This is a genomic window from Candidatus Polarisedimenticolaceae bacterium, assembly GCA_036376135.1.
In the GTDB taxonomy this organism is placed as follows: Bacteria; Acidobacteriota; Polarisedimenticolia; order Polarisedimenticolales; family DASRJG01; genus DASVAW01.
Genome location: DASVAW010000001.1, coordinates 1 through 17,000, shown reverse-complemented (window position 1 = coordinate 17,000; position 17,000 = coordinate 1). Strand labels below are relative to the sequence as shown.

Annotated in this window: 17 protein-coding genes; 1 reads left to right on the top strand and 16 read right to left on the bottom strand. The window is 71.1% G+C overall.

What is annotated here, in order from left to right; translation table 11 throughout:
* Window positions 1–16 precede the first annotated feature (16 nt).
* From VF139_00085 to VF139_00015, 15 genes are all read right to left on the bottom strand, one after another.
* A complete protein-coding gene (locus tag VF139_00085) occupies window positions 17–1,117 on the bottom strand; it encodes a tetratricopeptide repeat protein (GenBank protein HEX6849773.1) in 1,101 nt (366 codons plus the stop codon).
* Entirely contained in the window at window positions 1,114–1,857 is a 744-nt protein-coding gene (locus VF139_00080; protein HEX6849772.1) for an energy transducer TonB, read from the bottom strand. Before VF139_00080 ends, VF139_00085 begins: the two co-directional genes overlap by 4 nt.
* Window positions 1,857–2,324: a biopolymer transporter ExbD gene (locus VF139_00075; GenBank protein ID HEX6849771.1), complete on the bottom strand. Its 468-nt coding sequence runs from the start codon at window positions 2,322–2,324 to the stop codon at window positions 1,857–1,859. The genes VF139_00080 and VF139_00075 overlap by 1 nt, the downstream gene beginning before the upstream one ends.
* Window positions 2,321–2,776 carry a biopolymer transporter ExbD gene (locus VF139_00070; GenBank protein HEX6849770.1) on the bottom strand — a complete coding sequence of 152 codons (456 nt, stop codon included), beginning with the start codon at window positions 2,774–2,776 and terminating at the stop codon, window positions 2,321–2,323. The genes VF139_00075 and VF139_00070 overlap by 4 nt, the downstream gene beginning before the upstream one ends.
* A 9-nt stretch (window positions 2,777–2,785) precedes the next feature.
* The gene (locus VF139_00065) at window positions 2,786–3,421 is read right to left on the bottom strand and encodes a MotA/TolQ/ExbB proton channel family protein (protein ID HEX6849769.1); all 636 of its coding nucleotides are present in this window, start codon (window positions 3,419–3,421) and stop codon (window positions 2,786–2,788) included.
* 53 nt (window positions 3,422–3,474) lie between these two features.
* Window positions 3,475–3,987: a hypothetical protein gene (locus tag VF139_00060; protein ID HEX6849768.1), complete on the bottom strand. Its 513-nt coding sequence runs from the start codon at window positions 3,985–3,987 to the stop codon at window positions 3,475–3,477.
* Window positions 3,988–4,143: 156 nt separating this feature from the next.
* Window positions 4,144–5,358, bottom strand: a complete 1,215-nt coding sequence (locus VF139_00055; protein HEX6849767.1) for an ABC transporter permease — start codon at window positions 5,356–5,358, stop codon at window positions 4,144–4,146.
* Window positions 5,359–5,365: 7 nt separating this feature from the next.
* Window positions 5,366–6,073: an ABC transporter ATP-binding protein gene (locus VF139_00050; protein ID HEX6849766.1), complete on the bottom strand. Its 708-nt coding sequence runs from the start codon at window positions 6,071–6,073 to the stop codon at window positions 5,366–5,368.
* Entirely contained in the window at window positions 6,073–7,443 is a 1,371-nt protein-coding gene (locus VF139_00045; protein HEX6849765.1) for an efflux RND transporter periplasmic adaptor subunit, read from the bottom strand. Before VF139_00045 ends, VF139_00050 begins: the two co-directional genes overlap by 1 nt.
* 10 nt (window positions 7,444–7,453) lie before the next feature.
* Window positions 7,454–8,227, bottom strand: coding sequence for a YIP1 family protein (locus VF139_00040; GenBank protein ID HEX6849764.1), 774 nt, complete (start codon window positions 8,225–8,227; stop codon window positions 7,454–7,456).
* A 27-nt stretch (window positions 8,228–8,254) separates the two neighbouring features.
* On the bottom strand, window positions 8,255–9,799 hold the full coding sequence (locus tag VF139_00035) for a TolC family protein (protein HEX6849763.1): 1,545 nt from the start codon (window positions 9,797–9,799) through the stop codon (window positions 8,255–8,257).
* Between the two features lie 171 nt (window positions 9,800–9,970).
* Entirely contained in the window at window positions 9,971–10,936 is a 966-nt protein-coding gene (locus VF139_00030; GenBank protein ID HEX6849762.1) for an ABC transporter ATP-binding protein, read from the bottom strand.
* Window positions 10,933–11,904, bottom strand: a complete 972-nt coding sequence (locus VF139_00025) for an ABC transporter ATP-binding protein (GenBank protein ID HEX6849761.1) — start codon at window positions 11,902–11,904, stop codon at window positions 10,933–10,935. Before VF139_00025 ends, VF139_00030 begins: the two co-directional genes overlap by 4 nt.
* 13 nt (window positions 11,905–11,917) lie before the next feature.
* Window positions 11,918–12,904 (bottom strand): SpoIIE family protein phosphatase, encoded by a 987-nt coding sequence (locus VF139_00020; GenBank protein HEX6849760.1) that lies wholly within the window; start codon window positions 12,902–12,904, stop codon window positions 11,918–11,920.
* Between the two features lie 8 nt (window positions 12,905–12,912).
* Window positions 12,913–14,547: a methylmalonyl-CoA mutase family protein gene (locus VF139_00015; GenBank protein HEX6849759.1), complete on the bottom strand. Its 1,635-nt coding sequence runs from the start codon at window positions 14,545–14,547 to the stop codon at window positions 12,913–12,915.
* A gap of 68 nt (window positions 14,548–14,615) precedes the next feature.
* On the opposite strand from VF139_00015, the gene mtnA reads away from it, so the two are divergent.
* On the top strand, window positions 14,616–15,659 hold the full coding sequence (gene mtnA, locus VF139_00010) for an S-methyl-5-thioribose-1-phosphate isomerase (protein HEX6849758.1): 1,044 nt from the start codon (window positions 14,616–14,618) through the stop codon (window positions 15,657–15,659).
* A gap of 3 nt (window positions 15,660–15,662) precedes the next feature.
* Here the strand turns inward: mtnA and VF139_00005 are convergent, their stop codons facing one another.
* Window positions 15,663–16,940 carry an aminopeptidase P N-terminal domain-containing protein gene (locus VF139_00005; protein HEX6849757.1) on the bottom strand — a complete coding sequence of 426 codons (1,278 nt, stop codon included), beginning with the start codon at window positions 16,938–16,940 and terminating at the stop codon, window positions 15,663–15,665.
* Between the last annotated feature and the right edge of the window lie 60 nt (window positions 16,941–17,000).

The following is a 17,000-nucleotide window of genomic DNA, read 5'->3' as shown; positions in this document are numbered from 1 at the left end:
GGGCAAGGCGCGGGGGTCAGCGACGCGGCGCGGGGGGGCCGTCCACCGTGCGCAGGTTGGGATCGCTCGCCCCGAGCCGCCGCCGGGCCTCGTCGATCCCCGCCTGCGAAACCGGCGAGGGGTGGAGCGCCTGCGCGCGCCCGAACACCGCGAGGGCGTCCTGGAAGCGGCCGACCCGCAGCAGAGCGAGCCCGAGCGCCTCGTGGGCCGCGGGGAGCCGGGGCGCGCATTCGACCCCGCGCTGGAGCGCCTCGATCGCCCGCTCGAGCTCGGCGCGGGCGAGCAGCACGCGGCCCAGATTGATCGTCGCGGGGCAGTAGCGCGGGTTCATCTCGAGCACGCGCCGCAGTGCCTGCTCCGCGACCTCGTAACGCCCCGCCCCCATCGCCGCGCGGCCCAAGAGGTTCGCCGCCTCGGTGTCCTCGGGGTGCGCGCGGGCGTGTATCTGGGCCTGCTCGAACGCCTCGGCGTACGCGGCGCGCTTGGCCGCCTCGTCGACCGCTCCGGCGCCCAGACGGAGCAGGGCGTCGATCCGCAGCCGTCGATTCTCCTCGTTGTCCGGGTCGCGGACGAGCGACTCGGCGAGGATGCTCGCCGCCCGGTCCCAGCGGCCGAGGGCCGCGTAGGCCCGCCCGAGCTGGTCGAGCACGGCCGGGTCGGGGTGCAGCGCCCGCGCGCGCTCGAGGTCGATCACCGCCTCCGACCACCGCTCGACGGCGGCGAGGAGCGTTCCCCGCAGGTAGAAGATCGCGTAACGCGCCTTGGCCTCACGGGCGAACGGCTCGGCGATCGAGAGGACCTCGATGGCGGGGCCGGGCCTCCCGCCGTCCCGCAGGGCGGCCGCCAGCCCGTAGTAGTACTCCGCCTTCTCTCCCGAGATCGCCAGCGCGCGCCGGAACGCGGGCTCCGCGTCGGCGGGGCGATCCATCTTGAGCAGGCAGTGGCCGAGCATGAACCAGCCGTAGTGCCAGCCGGGGCTCCTCTCGACGAGCGACTGGTACTCCGCCGCCGCCTCGAGATACCGCCCGGCCTTGAACCAGGCCTGGGCCTGATCGGCGTCGGCCGCGGCGCGGCTCGCGACGAGGACGAGCGCGGCGACGGCGAGAAGGCGCCTCACCACTCGAACTCCACCACCACGACGGTCGTCGCCGGGATGGGAACCGATCCCCGCGTGGCAGGAACGAAGCGCCAGCGCTCCACCGCCCGCGAGGCCGCCTCTTCGAACCCGACCCCCGGCCGGTTCGTTCCCAGCACCCGGACGGAGGTGACGGCGCCGGTGGCGTCGACCTGGGCCTCGACCTGCACGCTCCCGGATAGGCGCAAGGAGCGGGCGGCGAGGGGGTAGGTCGGGGCGACTTTTCCCCCGGGGGCCGGTCGCGGCGGCAGGATCGGGATTTCGGGCTCGGCCGAGATCGCGGATTCGGCGGGAGCGGGGGGCGGCTCGGGGACGCCCAGCGGCGGCTCGGGCTCGCGGACGACCGGCGCGGAAAGAAACGCCGACGCGGGGGGCTCGGGGATCGGCTCCGGCTCCCGGAAGGCATCGAGCGAGATCGGCGCCGGAGCGGACGCGGCGGCCACCTGGGGGACGCCACCGGAAGGCGGCACCGGCGGGGCGGGCCGGAGCGGCTCCGGCATCCAGCGGACGAGGGTCACCCAGTTTCCCGACGCCCCCACCCCGCGGTCCGCGGGGGAGACCCCGAAGGAGATCGGCGCCGCCGCGAGGGCCGAAAGCAACGCCGCCGATCCCACGACCGCGACGACGACGAACTTCCGCTCCTCGCGCCGCTCGAGCGCCTCGAGGAGCCCGCGCTCGCCGTCGATCTTCTCTTCCAACCGCAGGATCGGCCGCGTTCGCATCAGCGCGTCCCCGACTCGAAGGGGTCGTACCCGGCCGCGGCCACGAACGCCTCGACCTCCCGCTGCGTGGGGATCGAAAGTCGCGCTCCGACGGCGAGCGCCACCGCGTTCGGTCCCTCCGTCAGACGCGCGAGGGCGTCGATCGCGGTCTGGTAGGTCGCCTCCGGCACGATGTGCACGACGCAGCGCAGCGACGGCTCCGCGTCGAGTCGCCGGCGCACCGTCTCCGCGACGGCCGACGGGGAGACGCGCTCCCCGTCCACGCGGGCGGTGCCGTCCGCGAGCACCCGCACCCACACGACCGGAACGGGGCGTTCCCCCGACTCCGTCGTCTCGAACCGGACGCCGACTCCGCGCACCGCCGAGAACATCCCGGCGCACACCACGATCGCGAACAGGGTGAGGGCCACGTCGGCCATCGGAACGGCGGCGATGGAGATCCGGGGACCGCGCGCGCGCAGTTTCATCGGATCTCCCCCGCCTGCGGCTCGCGCGTCCAGAACACGAGGTTGCGCGCACCCGCGCCGCGGAGCACCTCCACGGTGCGGTCGACGTCGGACCAGTGGGCCTCGGCGTCGGCCTTGATCACGAAGGTTCGCCCGGGGTCTTTCGCCGCGACCGCCGCGACCGGCGCGAACAGGCCCTCGACGGCGTCCACCTCGGTCCGTCGGTGCTCCCCGTCCGAGAAACTCCAGATCCAGCGCACGCGCCCGCCCGGCTCGGCGCGCCGCTCGAGGACCGCGCGAGCGGAGCCGAGCTCGGCGACGGCGGAGGCCGGGGCCTCCGGGAGCAGGACCCTCGAGCCGTCGACGTCGTCGGTCGTGGTGAACACGAAGAACAGGACGACGAGCAGGACGAGATCCGCGAGAAGGACGGTGGGGATCGCGACGGGCAGCGGTCGGGGCTTCGGCAGGGTCACGGGGACCGCCTAGGCCTTCGTGCCCATGCGCTCCATCTCCGAGAAGGTCTCGAGGAGCGTCGACGCGGCGAGTTCCATGGACCGGGCCTGGGCCGAGACCCGTGCCGCGAACAGGTTGTGGAACGGGACCGCGATCAAGGCGACGGCGAGCCCCCAGGCGGTCGTCACGAGAGCCTGGGCGATCCCGCCGGCGACGGCCCCCGGGTTCGAGAGCCCCTGCCGGTGGACGACGTCGAAGGCGACGATCATCCCCCACACGGTGCCGAGGAATCCCAGCAACGGGGCGACGTTCGCGAGCGTCGCCAGCGCCCCCAGCCCCTTCTCGAGGCGGCCGAGCTCGTAGTGGGCCACCGCCTCCATCGCGTCCGCGACCTCCGCGCGGGCTTGACCCTGCTTGAGGAGTCCGGCCCGCACGAGGGCGGAGACGGGAGACCGGGACCGCCCGGCCAGGTCGAGGGCGTCCTTGACGCGGCCGTTCAGCAGGCTCGCCCGCACCCCGGCGAGAAACGTCGGGACGTCGAGTCTGGCGGCGCGCAGCTGCAGGAGCTTGAAGGCGACGACGGCGAGCGCGACGAGCGCGCAGGCGCTGATCGGGTGCATCGCCCAACCGCCCGCGGCGTACAAGCTGCCGAGATTGGACCCCATGACCGGTGGAGAATACCCCACCCCTTCCGGGGCTGCATGGGGCGCAGCGGCGCTCAGGCCCCGGCGTGGTCCGTCTGGGCCGGATCCATCTCGATCGCCGGGGGGCTCCCGTCCGTGACGTCCTGGCCGACGATCACGTGGTCCCTGTGGACCGCGAGGAACCCCGCCTCGAGGGTGGCGTACGGGCCGACCACCCGGGCGTCGGTCAGGGCGAGGAAGGGGTGCCCCTCCTGCTTGAGCCGGAGCAGCGGTCGCCCGCCGTACGGAACGTGAACCGACCCTTCGACCAGGAAGTCGGCCACCCGCAGCCGGATCCGGGCCCGGTGCATCCGCTGGGCGATCGCGCTCCTGCCGAGACGGGCGGGCGGCTCCCCGGTCTCGACCAGGAAGAGGATCTTGGATTTGTGGACGGCGACGGGGGAGTCGCCAAGCGGGAACCCGGCCCCCTCCCCGACGGCATCGACCAGGGTCACGAACCGGACGGAGGCCATGTTGAGATCGTCCAGGGTGCGGACCTGCTCCCCGACGCACAGCCCCCCTTCGAGGGCCCCATGTGCCAGCTGCACGCGAACGCGCCGAAAGACGCGACCCGCGCCGGGGTTGGCCGCCAATTTCGCCTCCGCGGCCGCGTCGTCCCCTCGGCCCGACCACCGGACCCTGAACGCTGCCTGAAGTCGATCAGAAGATGGGGCGCCGTCCGCGATGGGTCAAATGGCAACCGGTCATTCGTACCGGAGGGACTCGATGGGGTCGAGCCGGGAGGCCTTGGCAGCGGGGTAGATCCCGAAAAACAGCCCCACCGCCGAGCTGAACCCGAAGGCGAGCATCACCGCCCAGAGGGGGACGAACGACCCCGGCCAGTTGGGGATGAGCTTGGCCGCGAGCTGGCCGACCCCGTACCCCATGACGATCCCGACGAGCCCCCCCACGAGGGCGAGGGTGATCGCCTCGATCACGAACTGCTGGAGGATGTGGGATCGCCGGGCCCCGACCGCCTTGCGGACGCCGATCTCCCGGGTCCGCTCGGTCACCGAGACCAGCATGATGTTCATGATCCCGATCCCCCCGACGAACAGCGCGATCGAGACCATCCCCGCGACGATGTAGGTCACCCCGTTGGCGACCTTGTTGAACGACTTCAGGAACTCCTTCTGGGTGCCGATCTCGAAGTCGTTGGGCTGGTCCGAGCGCAGGCGATGCCGCGCCCGCAGGACGTTTTCGATCTCGTCCACCGCCCGGTCGACCAGCTCCGGGGCACGGGCGCGCACCAGCAACGCGATCTGTTTCGAGGCCTCGTCGCCGTACATCCCCACGGCGGTCGCGAACGGGATCATCACGAACTTGTCGAACTGCTGCCCGAACAGCTCGCCCCGCTTCTCCATGATCCCGATGATCCGGAACGTGCGCCCGCCCACCGAGAGCGACTCCCCGATCGGCTCCGAGGGCAGCTTGAGATCCTGCACGACGGCGTGCCCGATGACGCAGACGTTCTGGCGCTCCCGGTCGTCGATCGCCCCGAAGAACCGGCCGCGGTCCACGAAGTACTGTCGGATGTCCTGGAACGAGGGCTGCACGCCGAGGATGGGGTAGTCCCCCGCGTTCTCCCCGAACTTGATCTTGCCGAACCGCTGAAGGAACGGGGTCGCCTCGTTGATCGAAGGGACGCGCTCGAGCAGCGCGGCGCCGTCGTCCCAGGTGAGCTCGACGCGCTGGAGCTTCTCCCCCTCCTTCCCGGGCGGCCGGTAGGGGGAGACGAAGATCGCGGTGGATCCGATTCCCTCGATCTCGCTCGTGATGACGCGACTGAGCCCCTGGACGATCGAGACGACGGCGATCACCGCGGCGGTCCCGATCACGATCCCGAGGGTCGTGAGCAGCGAGCGCATCTTGTTCGCCCAGATCGCCTTCAGGGCGAGGAAGAAGTTCTCGAGGAACATCGGGTTCCTAGGCCCCGGTCCGGAGCGCGTGGTTCCGGTCGTCCGAGACGATCAACCCGTCGCGCAGGCGCACGACGCGCGCCGCCCGGTGGGAAAGCTCCTCGTCGTGCGTCACGAGGATGATCGTGTTCCCCTGCGCGTGGAGCTCGTCCATCAGGCCGAGGATTTCCTTGCCGGTCTTCGAGTCGAGGTTTCCCGTCGGCTCGTCGGCGAGGAGGATCGACGGCTTGTTCACGAGCGCGCGCGCGATCGCGACGCGCTGGCGCTGACCTCCGGACATCTCGTTCGGGCGGTGGTGCATGCGGTCGCCCAGGCCCACCGCGCCGAGCGACTCGACCGCGCGCTGGCGCCGCTCGCGGCGCCCGAGCCCCGCGTAGATCAGCGGCAGCTCGACGTTCTGCAGGGCGTCGGCGCGCGGGAGCAGGTTGAACGTCTGGAAGATGAAGCCGATCTCGCGGTTGCGGATCCGGGCGAGCTCGTCGTCGTTGAGGCTCGCGACCTCGACCCCCTTGAGCCGGTAGGAGCCGCTCGTGGGGGTGTCGAGGCAGCCGATCAGGTTCATCAGCGTCGACTTCCCGGACCCCGACGGTCCCATGATCGCGACGTAGTCGCCGCCCGCGATCGAGACGGTCACGCCGTCGAGCGCGCGCACCTGCGCCTCCGCGCCCATGTCGTAGGTCTTCGTGACGTCCCGGATGTCGATGAGCGCTTCCATCAGTCGACCTCGACCTGAACCCCCGATTCCCCGTCCTTGTCTTCCTTCTTCTCCTCTTCCTTCTTCTCGCGGACCGCCGTCCCGTGCTTGAGGGTCTTGATCGTCCGGTAGGGGCCGGTGACGACGACCTCCCCCTCCTTCAGCCCCTCGAGGATCACGACGCTGGTCTCGTCGCTGAGCCCCGTCTTCACGGGGGTCAGGACCGTCTTCCCGTCGACGACGCGGAACACGATCTCCCGGTCGCCCCCGGCCTTCTTGTCCTCGGACTTCTTCTCCTCGGCCGCCGGAGCCTCGACCTTCGCCTCCTCGGCGCCGTCCGACTTCGCCTCTTCCTTCTTCTCTTCCTTCTTCTCTTCCTTCTTGTCGCCGGCGAGCGCCTTGTCGATCTCGCTCACGGGGCGCAGCAGCACCGCCTGGATCGGGACGACGAGCGCGTCGTCGGCCGTCTTCGTCTCGATGCGCGCCCGCGCGGTCATGCCCGGGCGAAGCCGTGCGTCCACGTCGTCGAGGAGGATCTTCACGGGAAAGACCTGCACGGCGGTCCCCTGCCGGGTCACCGCGCTGCCCGCGATCTCGTCCACCTTCCCGGGGTACGGCTCGGACTCCCCGATGGCGTCCACGACGATCCGGGACTTCTGGTCCTTCTCGACCCGTGCCACGCGGGTCTCGTCGACGTCCACCTCCGCGAGGATCTCGCCCATGTCCGAGACGACCATGATCACGGTGCCGGGGTTGTTCATCGTCCCGGTCAGGGTGATCTCGCCCTTCTCGGCGTTGAGCTGGGTGACCGTGCCGTCGATCGGCGAGCGCAGCGTCGTCTTGGAGAGGTCGTCGCGCGACTTGGCGAGGTCGGCCTTCGCCTGCTCGATCCGCTCGGCGAGGGTGCGCAGGCTGATCTCGGCGGTCCTGTAGGCGAGCTCCGATCGGTCGAGCAGCTCCTGCGAGACGAGCCCGCTGGACTCGAACAGCTGCTTCTGGCGCTTGAGGGTGCGCTCGGCGTCGGCGTAGTCGAGCCGGGCCTGCCCGAGCGCGATCTCCTGCACCCGCAGGTTCGCCTCCAGCCGGTCGACCTCGGAGCGGTACCGCTCGGGGTCGATCTGCACGAGCAGGTCGCCCTTCTTGACGACGTCCCCTTCCTTGACCGGGAGCTCGACGATCTCGCCGATCACCGACGACTGGACGTTGACCTTGGTGCGGGCCTGGATCTGGCCGGTCGCGGTCACGACCGAGGCGAGGTCGCGCTTCTCGGCCTTGCCGTAATAGACCTCGATCCCCTTCTCGGCGCCCTTGCTGAGCATCGACGCCGCGACGATCGCGCCGAGGACGACGACCGCCCCGCCGACGACGAGCCCTTTCTGGAGGTTGGTCAAGCGCGTGCTCCTAGCCGCCGAACATCTGGCCGAGCGCCGCGAGCGCGGCCCGGATCAGGATCCACAAGCCGAGGACGGTCCCCGCCACCGCCCACGACGCTCCCTTCCCGAACCCCGCGACCTTCTCGAGCATGGTCGCCCGGAGAAACAGCCCCCAGATCACGAAGACGTCGACGAACGACAGCATCGTGACGAGCGCCACGCTCGAGGCCTGTCCCATGAAGGCGGCGGGATTGGACTTCAAGACGAGCATGTGCTGCATCTCGAAGAGCGGGATGTCCGATCGCGGCAGCGCGACGACGCCGCCGAGCAGCCAGTACAGCCCGGTGACGACCATGCACCACGCGTAGCCGGCGACGAGCTTCATGTACCCGGCCTTGAGCCCGAACGCCGCGGAGATCCCCTTGTAGAGGAGCGGCACCACGAAGACCGGGATCAGCATCGTGAGGACGCTGATGACCTTGCCGATCGGCTTCTCCCCCCACTCGAACTGACCCCGAACACGCTCCTCGATGCCCGCCTTCTGGTCGGCGGGAATCCTGGGATTCGCCTCGATCTTCGCCATCGTCTCGGAGATGGCCGCTTCCTTGTCGAACCGTTTCTGGAGGATCCCCTGGTAGGTGAGGACGCAAACCGCCAGGAACACGAGCGGGACGATCCAGTCCCACCCGGGCTTCCCCGCCACGGCGGCGAACACCTTCGCCGGCGAGAAGAAGATGCCGGTGAGCTTCTCGACGAGCCCCATCGACGGCGCCGACGGCGCCCCGGTCCCCGCTTCCGTCATGGCCCCCCCTTTCCGGAACGCGAACGGTTACTCGAGCTTCAGCCCGCGCGCCTCGAGGAGCGTCCCCTGGGCGCGCTCGAGGTCGGCGAGCGATTTCATGTAGTCGAGCTTCGCCCGGATCTCGGCGACCCGCGCGTTCGAGAGGTCGGTCTGGATGCGCAGCACCTCGAAGGACGTCGACATGCCGTTGTCGAACTTCTTCTGCTCCGCGTCGAGGGTCTTGCGCTGGAGGATCGTCGACGCCTCCGCCGCCTTCACGCGCTTGGCCCCGGATTCGACGTTTCGGACCGCGGTCCGCACGTCGACGCGGACGGTCTGCTCGGCGTTGAGCAGCGAAGCCTCCGCCTTCTCGCGCTCGAGAGTCGCATTGGCCGCCGCGGCCTTCGCGGCCCGGTTGCCGATCGGGAACTTGTACTGCAGCTCGACGCTCCAGTCGTAGTTGTTGAGTTTCGGGATCTCCGAGACGGAGGAGGACCAGCCTTCGGTCACGAAGTCGGCCCCGTCGTCGTCCGTTCCCAGAATCCCGTCGTCCCCCGGAGTCGGGATGATCTCCTTCAGGTTGTTGCCGGCGGGGTTCATGTCGGCCACGAGGTTGAGTTCGTGCTTCAGGTTCGCCCGCGCGACCCTCTCCGCCAGCGAACGGGTCGAAACCTGTCTCCTCGCCGCATCGAGCTCGGCGCGACGCTCGAGCGCACTCGCGATCGACGCCTGGAGATCGACGGCTTGAACATCGAAGCGCGGGGCATCGGTCGGAACGATCGTCAGGTTCCACCGGGGATCCTGCGGCGGGATCGCGAGCAGGCGCCGGAGGTTGTCTTCGGCGTTCCAGACCGCAGTCTCCGCGACGATGACCCCCTCCTCTCGCGAGGCGACTCCCGCCTCGGCCTGGGTGATCTCGATCGGTGCCAGCGTGCCGACCTCGACCTTCTTCGTATTGAGATCGAGCAGGTCCTGGGCGAGCTTCAAGGACTCGCGGGCGACATCGAGTCCGGCACGCGCGGCGAGCACGTCCCAATAGGCGTCCTCGATCTCCTTGATCGTCCGTTGCGCCCGATCGCTCAATTGGGACTTCGAGATCTCGAGACCCTCGCGTGCGATCACGATGTCGGCGGTGTTGACCTCTGTGCCGAAACCCTTCAGCAGGGGCATCGTCCAGTTCAAGCTCACGCCGCTGTTGTACGAAGGGTCGTAGAACAAGCCGGCACCTTCACGGCGGGCGGTGCCGAAGCCCACGGCGTAGGAGCTCCCGAATTGGAGGCGGTCGGTCCAGGAGACGTTGGCGCCGTAGCTCTTCGCGCGTCCCGGCGCGACGAACCGGTTCTCCGGCTCGGACTTCGAGCCGCCGGCCGTCGCGTTCGCCGCCAAGCCCGGGTCGAAAGCCGATTCCTGGGAAATGACATCGTTCCCCGCGATAGCCGGGTTCTTCCGCTCCACGACGAGGTCGAGGTTGTTCTCGAGTCCGATCCGGAGTGCCTCCGCCAGCGACAGGCGCAGCTCCTCCTCGGCACGAAGGGAAGGGACGGCGATGAGAATGAACAGCCCGGCGGCCACGGTTGCGATCCACCTACGCATCACGACACGTTCCTCCCAACCGCGATCCCGGCCCGAGGCCGTTACTACGCGCCAAGTGCGGATCCGGTTTCAGGGTGTACGAACGCGCGCATCCTAGCTTTCGACGTCGTCCCCCGCGAGGAATCCCGATGAGCGGCGGGGTCTGCGCCGCGAACGGTCGGCGGCCCGGGGTCAGGTCTTCAAAAGATGACAGGCGGCCGTGCGCGCACCGATCGTGACGAGGGGCGGCTCGACTTTCGAGCAAACCTCCACCGCGACGGGGCAGCGGGTGTGGAAGCGGCAGCCGGGCGGGGGGGCGATGGGCGACGGGGGCTCGCCCTGGAGCGCGGGGGCGGTCGGCGCGCCGGGGGTGGTGGACGGGGTGGAGGCGAGCAGGGCCTTCGTGTACGGGTGGAGCGGCTCCGCGTAGAGGGCGGCCGTCGGCGCCTCCTCGACGAGGCGCCCGAGGTACATCACGACGACCCGGTCGGCGAGGTGGCGGACCAGGCGCAGGTCGTGGGCGATGAACAGGTACGACAGGGCGTGTCGCTCCTGGAGGTCGACGAGCAGGTTGACGATCTGCGCCTGGATCGGCGGGTCGAGGGCGGAGACGGGCTCGTCGCAGACCACGAACTCGGGACCGCAGGCGATCGCCCGCGCGATCCCGATCCGCTGGCGCTGGCCCCCGGAGAACGCGTGCGGGTACTTGTCGAGGGCGCTCCGGTCGAGCCCGACCTCCTCGATGAGGCGCGCCGCCGATTCGCGACGGTCCGCCTTCGACGCCCCGATCCCGTGGATCTCCATCGGCTCCGTGACGAGCGAGGCCACCTTCATCCTGGGGTTCAGGGCGCCGTAGGGGTCCTGGAAGACGATCTGGAACCGTCGCCGCATCCGGCGAAGCTCGCGCGGGCGCAGCGCGAGGAGGTCGGTTCCGTCGAAACGCACCGAGCCGGCGTCGGGTTCGACGAGGCGGATGAGCAACCGCCCGAGCGTCGACTTCCCCGATCCCGACTCCCCCACGAGCCCCAGCGTCTCCCCGCGCCGGATCTCGAGGTCGACGCCGTCGACGGCCCGCACCTTCGGCCCGCCTCCCCAGAACGACGCGGCGGTCGAGAACCGTTTCACGAGCCCTCGGGCCTCGACGAGCGGGGTGCTCACGCGGTCTCCCGCTCGTGCAGGAAGCAGGCGACCCGCCGCTCGGCGCCGAGCGCCGTGTCCCGGGGCTCGCGGCGGTCGCACGGCTCGAAGCGCGCGTCGCAGCGGGGATGGAAGCGGCACCCCGCCGGCGGCTCGACCGGGTCGGGGACGGCGCCGGGGAGCGCCTCGAGCCGGCGGCCGCTCGTGGGTCGGCCGACCTGCGCGCGCAGCAGTCCCTTCGTGTACGGGTGGGCGGGCGTGTCGAAGAGCTCGCGAACCGGCGCCTCCTCGACGAGACGCCCCGCGTACATGACGCCGACGCGATCGGCGTTCTCCGCGACCACGCCGAAGTCGTGGGTGATCAGGAGCACCGTCAACGCGTACTCCGCCTTCAGCCGGCGCAGGAGCGCGAGCACCTGCGCCTGCACGGTGACGTCGAGGGCGGAGGTCGGCTCGTCGGCGACGAGCAACGCCGGGGAGCACGAGAGTGCGATCGCGAGCATGACCCGTTGCGCCATCCCGCCGGAGAGCTCGTGCGGGTACGCCTTCGCCTGGCGCGCGGGATCGGGGAGGGCGACGACCCCCAGCAGGCGCACCGCCTCGGCCCACGCCTGCTTTCGCGAAAGACCCTTGTGGATGCGCAGCGCCTCCCCCACCTGCGTGCCGATCCGCATCACGGGGTTGAGCGACGCGACCGCCTCCTGGAAGACCATGCCGATCCGCGCCCCGCGGACCTTGCACATCTCCTTCTCGGAGAGGGCGAGGAGGTCGCGTCCCTCCAGGACGACGCTCCCGCCCGCGACCCGCCCCGGCTCGACGAGCCGGATCACCGCGAGCCCCGTCGCCGACTTCCCGCACCCGGACTCGCCGACGAGCGCGTAGGTCTCCCCGCGTCGGAGCGACATCGTCAGACCGTCCACCGCCCGCACCGGCCCACGGGGGGAGTCGTACACCACGCGCAGGTCGCGGATCTCGAGGAGAGGGGTCATCCGATCGCGGATTCTATCCGGCTCGCTTCAGGACCAGCAGCGTCACGTCGTCGTGCGCGGGGACGCCGCCGCGGTGGGCGTCGAGGGCGCCGAGGCAGGCGCGGGCGATCTCGCGGGCGCTCCCGGCTCGCGCGAGGAAGGCGGCGCGTCCGAGGCGCTCGCTCCCGAACTCGTCCCCCGCCTGGTCCGGCGCTTCGGTCACGCCGTCGGTGGCGAGCACCAGCGACTCCCCGGGGCGCAGACGCCTCGAGACGGGGAGGTACGGCACGTCGCAGAACAGCCCCAGCGGCAGGCCGGACCCGCGACAGGCCTCCACCCCGGCCTCCGAGACCAGAAGCGGCGGCGTCTGTCCGGCGTTGCACCACTCCACCGCGCCGTCGGGCGCCGCGCGCCCCACCGCGAGCGTCGCGTAGTGGGACTCCCCCGTGCTCTCGCAGAAGACGCGGTTCGCGCGGAACAGCATGTCGCCGACCGGGAGCTGGAGGTCGTGGAGCGTGCGGAACAACGCGTTGAGGTGGGAGCTGAGGATGGAGGCCGCGACGCCTTTCCCCGCGACGTCCCCGACGGCGAAGAGGAAATCGCCGGCTCCCGAGCGCGACGGCACGAGATCGCAGTAGTCCCCGCTGACGGCGCCGTGCGGGCGCCATTCCCACCGCACGTCCCACCCCGCGGCGCCGACGTCCTGCGGAGGGAGGAGCGCGCGCTGCACGCGGGCCGCGGTGCCCAGGTCGCGCTCGAGCGCCGCCCGTTCGGCCGCGTCCATGTCGTCGACGCAGTACCGGATCAGAGGATCGGCGCGCAGCCGATCCTCCTCCACGGGGTCCCCGCAGATCTCGCAGAGGCCGTAACGGCCGGCCTCCCAGCGCCCCAGCGCGGCATCCACGCGCGAGAGCAGGTCCGCGATCTCGGGGGAAGCGGGGCCGGAAGCCTGGATCGAGCGGAGCCGCTCCCTCCGGTCCGCGAGCGTCTCTCGCGTCGCGGGGTCGAGTCGGAGCTCCATGGCGCCTCCTAGAACGCGAAGGTCTCGTGGTACACGCCGAAGACGGCGCGCATGCGGTCGGCGATCTCGCCGAGGGTCGCCTGCGACTCCACCGCCGTGAGGATCGCCGGCATCACGTTGGAGTCGGAGCGGGCCGCGTCCTCGACCCCCTGAAGCGCCCGCGACGTCGCTCCGGCGTCCCGCCGGGCGCGAAGGGCCTTCAACCGCTCCACGCGGGCGGGCTCGAGGGAGGGATCGATCCGCAGGATCGGGGGCTTGGCGGCGTCCCCTTCGGTGAACCGGTTCACGCCCACCACGACCTGCTCCCCGCGCTCGACCTGCTTCTGCCACCGGTACGCGGCCTCGTGGATCTCGCGCTGCTGGAACCCCTTCTCGAGGGCGCGCGTCGCACCCCCCATCGCGTCGATCTTGTCGAGGTACGCGCGTGCGCCGCGCTCGATCGCGTCGGTCAGCGCCTCGACGAAATACGACCCCGCGAGCGGGTCGACCGTGTCGCCGACGCCGGTCTCGTGGGCGAGGACCTGTTGCGTCCGCAGGGCGAGCAGGGCCGCGTGCTCGGTGGGGAGGCCGAGCGCCTCGTCCATCGAGTTCGTGTGCAGCGACTGGGTTCCCCCGAGAACGGCCGAGAGCGCCTGCAGCGCCGTGCGGACGAGATTGACTTCGGGTTGCTGCGCGGTGAGGGTCGAGCCGGCGGTCTGCGTGTGGAAGCGGAACTTCGCCGACTCGGGATCGTCGACGCCGAAACGCTCGCGCACGAGCCTCGCCCACAGGCGACGGGCCGCGCGGAACTTCGCCGCCTCCTCGAAGAAGTTCGAGTGGCCGTTCATGAAGAACGAGAGGCGCGGGCCGAACTGCTCGAACTTGAGACCCCGCGCGAGCGCCGCCTCGCAATACGCGACGGCGTTCGCGAGGGTGAACGCGACCTCCTGCACGGCGGTCGCCCCCGCCTCGCGCATGTGGTAACCGGAGATCGAGATCGTGTTCCACCGCGGCACGCGTTCCGCGCACCAGGAGAAAAGGTCGGTCGTGATCCGGATCGACGCCTCGGGGGGATAGATGTACGTGCCCCGGGCGATGTACTCCTTGAGCAGGTCGTTCTGGATCGTCCCCGAGAGCTTCGACGGCGATATCCCGCGCCGCTTCGCGACCGCCACGTAGAGCGCGAGCAGGATCGACGCGGTGGAGTTGATCGTCATCGACGTCGAGACGCGGTCGAGCGGAATCTCGGCGAGAAGCTCCTCCATGTCCTCGAGGGACGAGATCGCCACGCCGACCTTCCCGACCTCCCCCATCGCCATCGCGTGGTCGGAGTCGTACCCCATCTGCGTGGGAAGATCGAAGGCGACCGACAGCCCCGACTGCCCCTGCTCGAGGAGGTAGCGGAAACGCCGGTTGGTCTCCACGGCGTTCCCGAACCCGGAGTACTGCCGCATCGTCCAGAAGCGGCTGCGGTACATCGTCGGCTGGACGCCGCGGGTGTACGGATACTCGCCGGGAAATCCCAGCCCGTCGGAATCGTCGCCGGCGTAGACGCGCTCCACGGGGATCCCCGAGGTCGTCTCGAACCGGTCCTTGCGCTCGGGGCTTCTCGCCAGCGACTTGGCGAGGACGTCGTCTTCCCAGCGCTTGCGGGAGTCGGCCATGGGGTTCGGACCCTCCGGAACGCCGCGAGTATAGCGGCGCGGCGCGCCGAGCCTCCATAATCCGGGTCATGTTCACGACCGTCGAGCGGACTCCCGAAGGCGTGCGCCTGATCGACCAGCGCAAGCTCCCCGTCGTCGAGACCTACGTCACCTGCGCGAGCGCGGAGGAGACCGCCCACGCGATCCGCGACATGGTGGTGCGGGGCGCCCCCGCGATCGGGGTGACCGCGGCCTTCGGGGTCGCGGTGGAGGCGACGCGCCTGGCGTTCCTGCCCCCCGCCCCGTTCGACGCCGCGATGAGCTACGCGCTCGCCGTGCTGCGCGCCGCGCGGCCGACCGCCGTGAACCTCATGTGGGCGGTCGACCGGATGGGCGACGTCCTGCGCGCGGCGCGCGAGGGCGGAGCCTCCCCGGCGGAGGCCGCCGCGCGGCTCGAGCGCGAGGCCCGGACGATCCGCGAGGACGACCTCGCCTCCTGTCGTGCGATGGGACGCCACGGCGCGACGCTCGTCCCCGTGGGGGCGCGCATCCTCACGCACTGCAACGCGGGAGGGCTCGCGACCGCCGGCTACGGCACCGCGCTCGGCGTCATCCGCGCCGCGCACGAAGCGGGGAAGAAAGTCCGTGTCCTCGCCGACGAGACGCGCCCGTTCCTGCAGGGAGCGCGGCTGACGGCGTGGGAGCTCATGCACGACGGGATCGACGTGACCCTGATCGCCGACGTCGCGGCGGGGAGCCTCATGCGCCGCGGCGAGATCGACCTCGTGGTCGTCGGCGCCGACCGCATCGCCGCGAACGGCGACGTGGCGAACAAGATCGGGACCTATTCGGTCGCGGTGCTCGCGAAGGAGCACGGCATCCCCTTCTACGTGGCGGCGCCCTGGTCGACGGTCGATCCCGCCTGCCCCGACGGCGATCGCATCCCGATCGAGGAACGCGACCCCTCCGAGGTGACCGAGCTGTTCGGCACGCGGACCGCGCCGGCGGGGGTGGCGGTGCGCAACCCCGCCTTCGACGTCACCCCGTCGCGGCTGATCGCGGCGATCGTGACCGAGCGCGGGATCGCGCGGGCGCCGTACGACGCCTCGCTGCGCGACCTCGGCGACCGGTAACCCTTACTTCGGGATCGCCGCCGTCAGGTTCTCCGGCCCCGACCTCGTGACGAGGATGTTGTCCTCGATGCGGACGCCGCCCACCGGGCGCCAGCGCTCGGCGGCGTCCCACGCCACCGCATCGGGGAAACGCTTGCGCCGCTCGGGGTCGTCGAGGATCGCCGGCACGAAGTAGATCCCCGGCTCGACGGTCATCACGAAGTGCTCGCCGAGCGGAAGGTCCACGCGCACCTTCGTCCCGCAGCACTTGCGCCCCTCCTCGCGCCCCGGCGCGCGGCCGCCCACGTCGCGGACGTAGAGCCCGACCATGTGGCCGATGCCGTGGGGGAAGAAGCAGGTGATCGCCTCCGACTCGAGGAGGCCGTCCACCTCGCCGCGCAGCAGCCCGAGGTCCTTCAGCCCCTGCGCGAGCACCCGCGCGCAGGCGCGGTGCACGTCGTGCCACTCGCGCCCGATCGTGCACAGGCCGATCCCCTCGACCTCCGCCGCGAGCACGACGTCGTAGATCGCCTTCTGCTGCGGGTTGAGCCTGCCCTTCGCGTGGAAGGTCCGGGTGACGTCGGAGGTGTACTGCGCCACGTGGCCCCCGGCGTCGATGAGCACGACGTCGTCCTCACCGACCACGCGGTCGCCGGGCTCGAAGTGCAGGACGGCGGCATGCGTCCCGGCGCCGACGATGGTGCCGTATCCGACACCGTCGCACCCGGCGCGGTAGAACTCCGCCTCCAGCTCGACCTGGATCCTCCGCTCGGTCACGCCGGGGCGGATCCACTCGGGGAGCCGGGCGTACCCCGCGGCGGTCGCCGCCGCCGCGCGGCGAAGGAGCGCGATCTCCGCGTCGTCTTTCGGGCGGCGCGCGGCGTCGAGGGCGACCTGGGCCGCCGCCGTCGATGCCGGGTCCGCGGCGACCTCCTTCGGCGGCACGCCGAGGGCCGCGATCTTCCGGCCCGCGCGGGCCTTCGCCCACGCCTCGAACTTCGCGAGGTCCTCCCCTTCGGGGACGTCGGGCTCCCCTTCCCAGAGGCGCTCCTCGGCGCTGGCGGGACGGACGAAGTGCGTCCAGCCGGCCCCCGGCTCGAAGACGACGACCCCGCCGGCGCGCCTCGCGCCGGTCAGCCAGTAGTACTCGGGATGGGCGAGGAACGGGTAGGTCCGGTCGAGGCCGCCGGGGACGCCGATCGGCTCTCCCGCCCCGACCACGAGGATGGGTGCGTTCGCTCCGAGGGCCTGTTCCGCGCGTTGCCGCCGCGCGGTCGCGGTCGCTTCGTCGAAGACGGGCATCGTTCGCTCCTTCGGGAGTCCAGGGACCGCCTAGCGTAGCCGGTTTCCTTGAATCCGCGC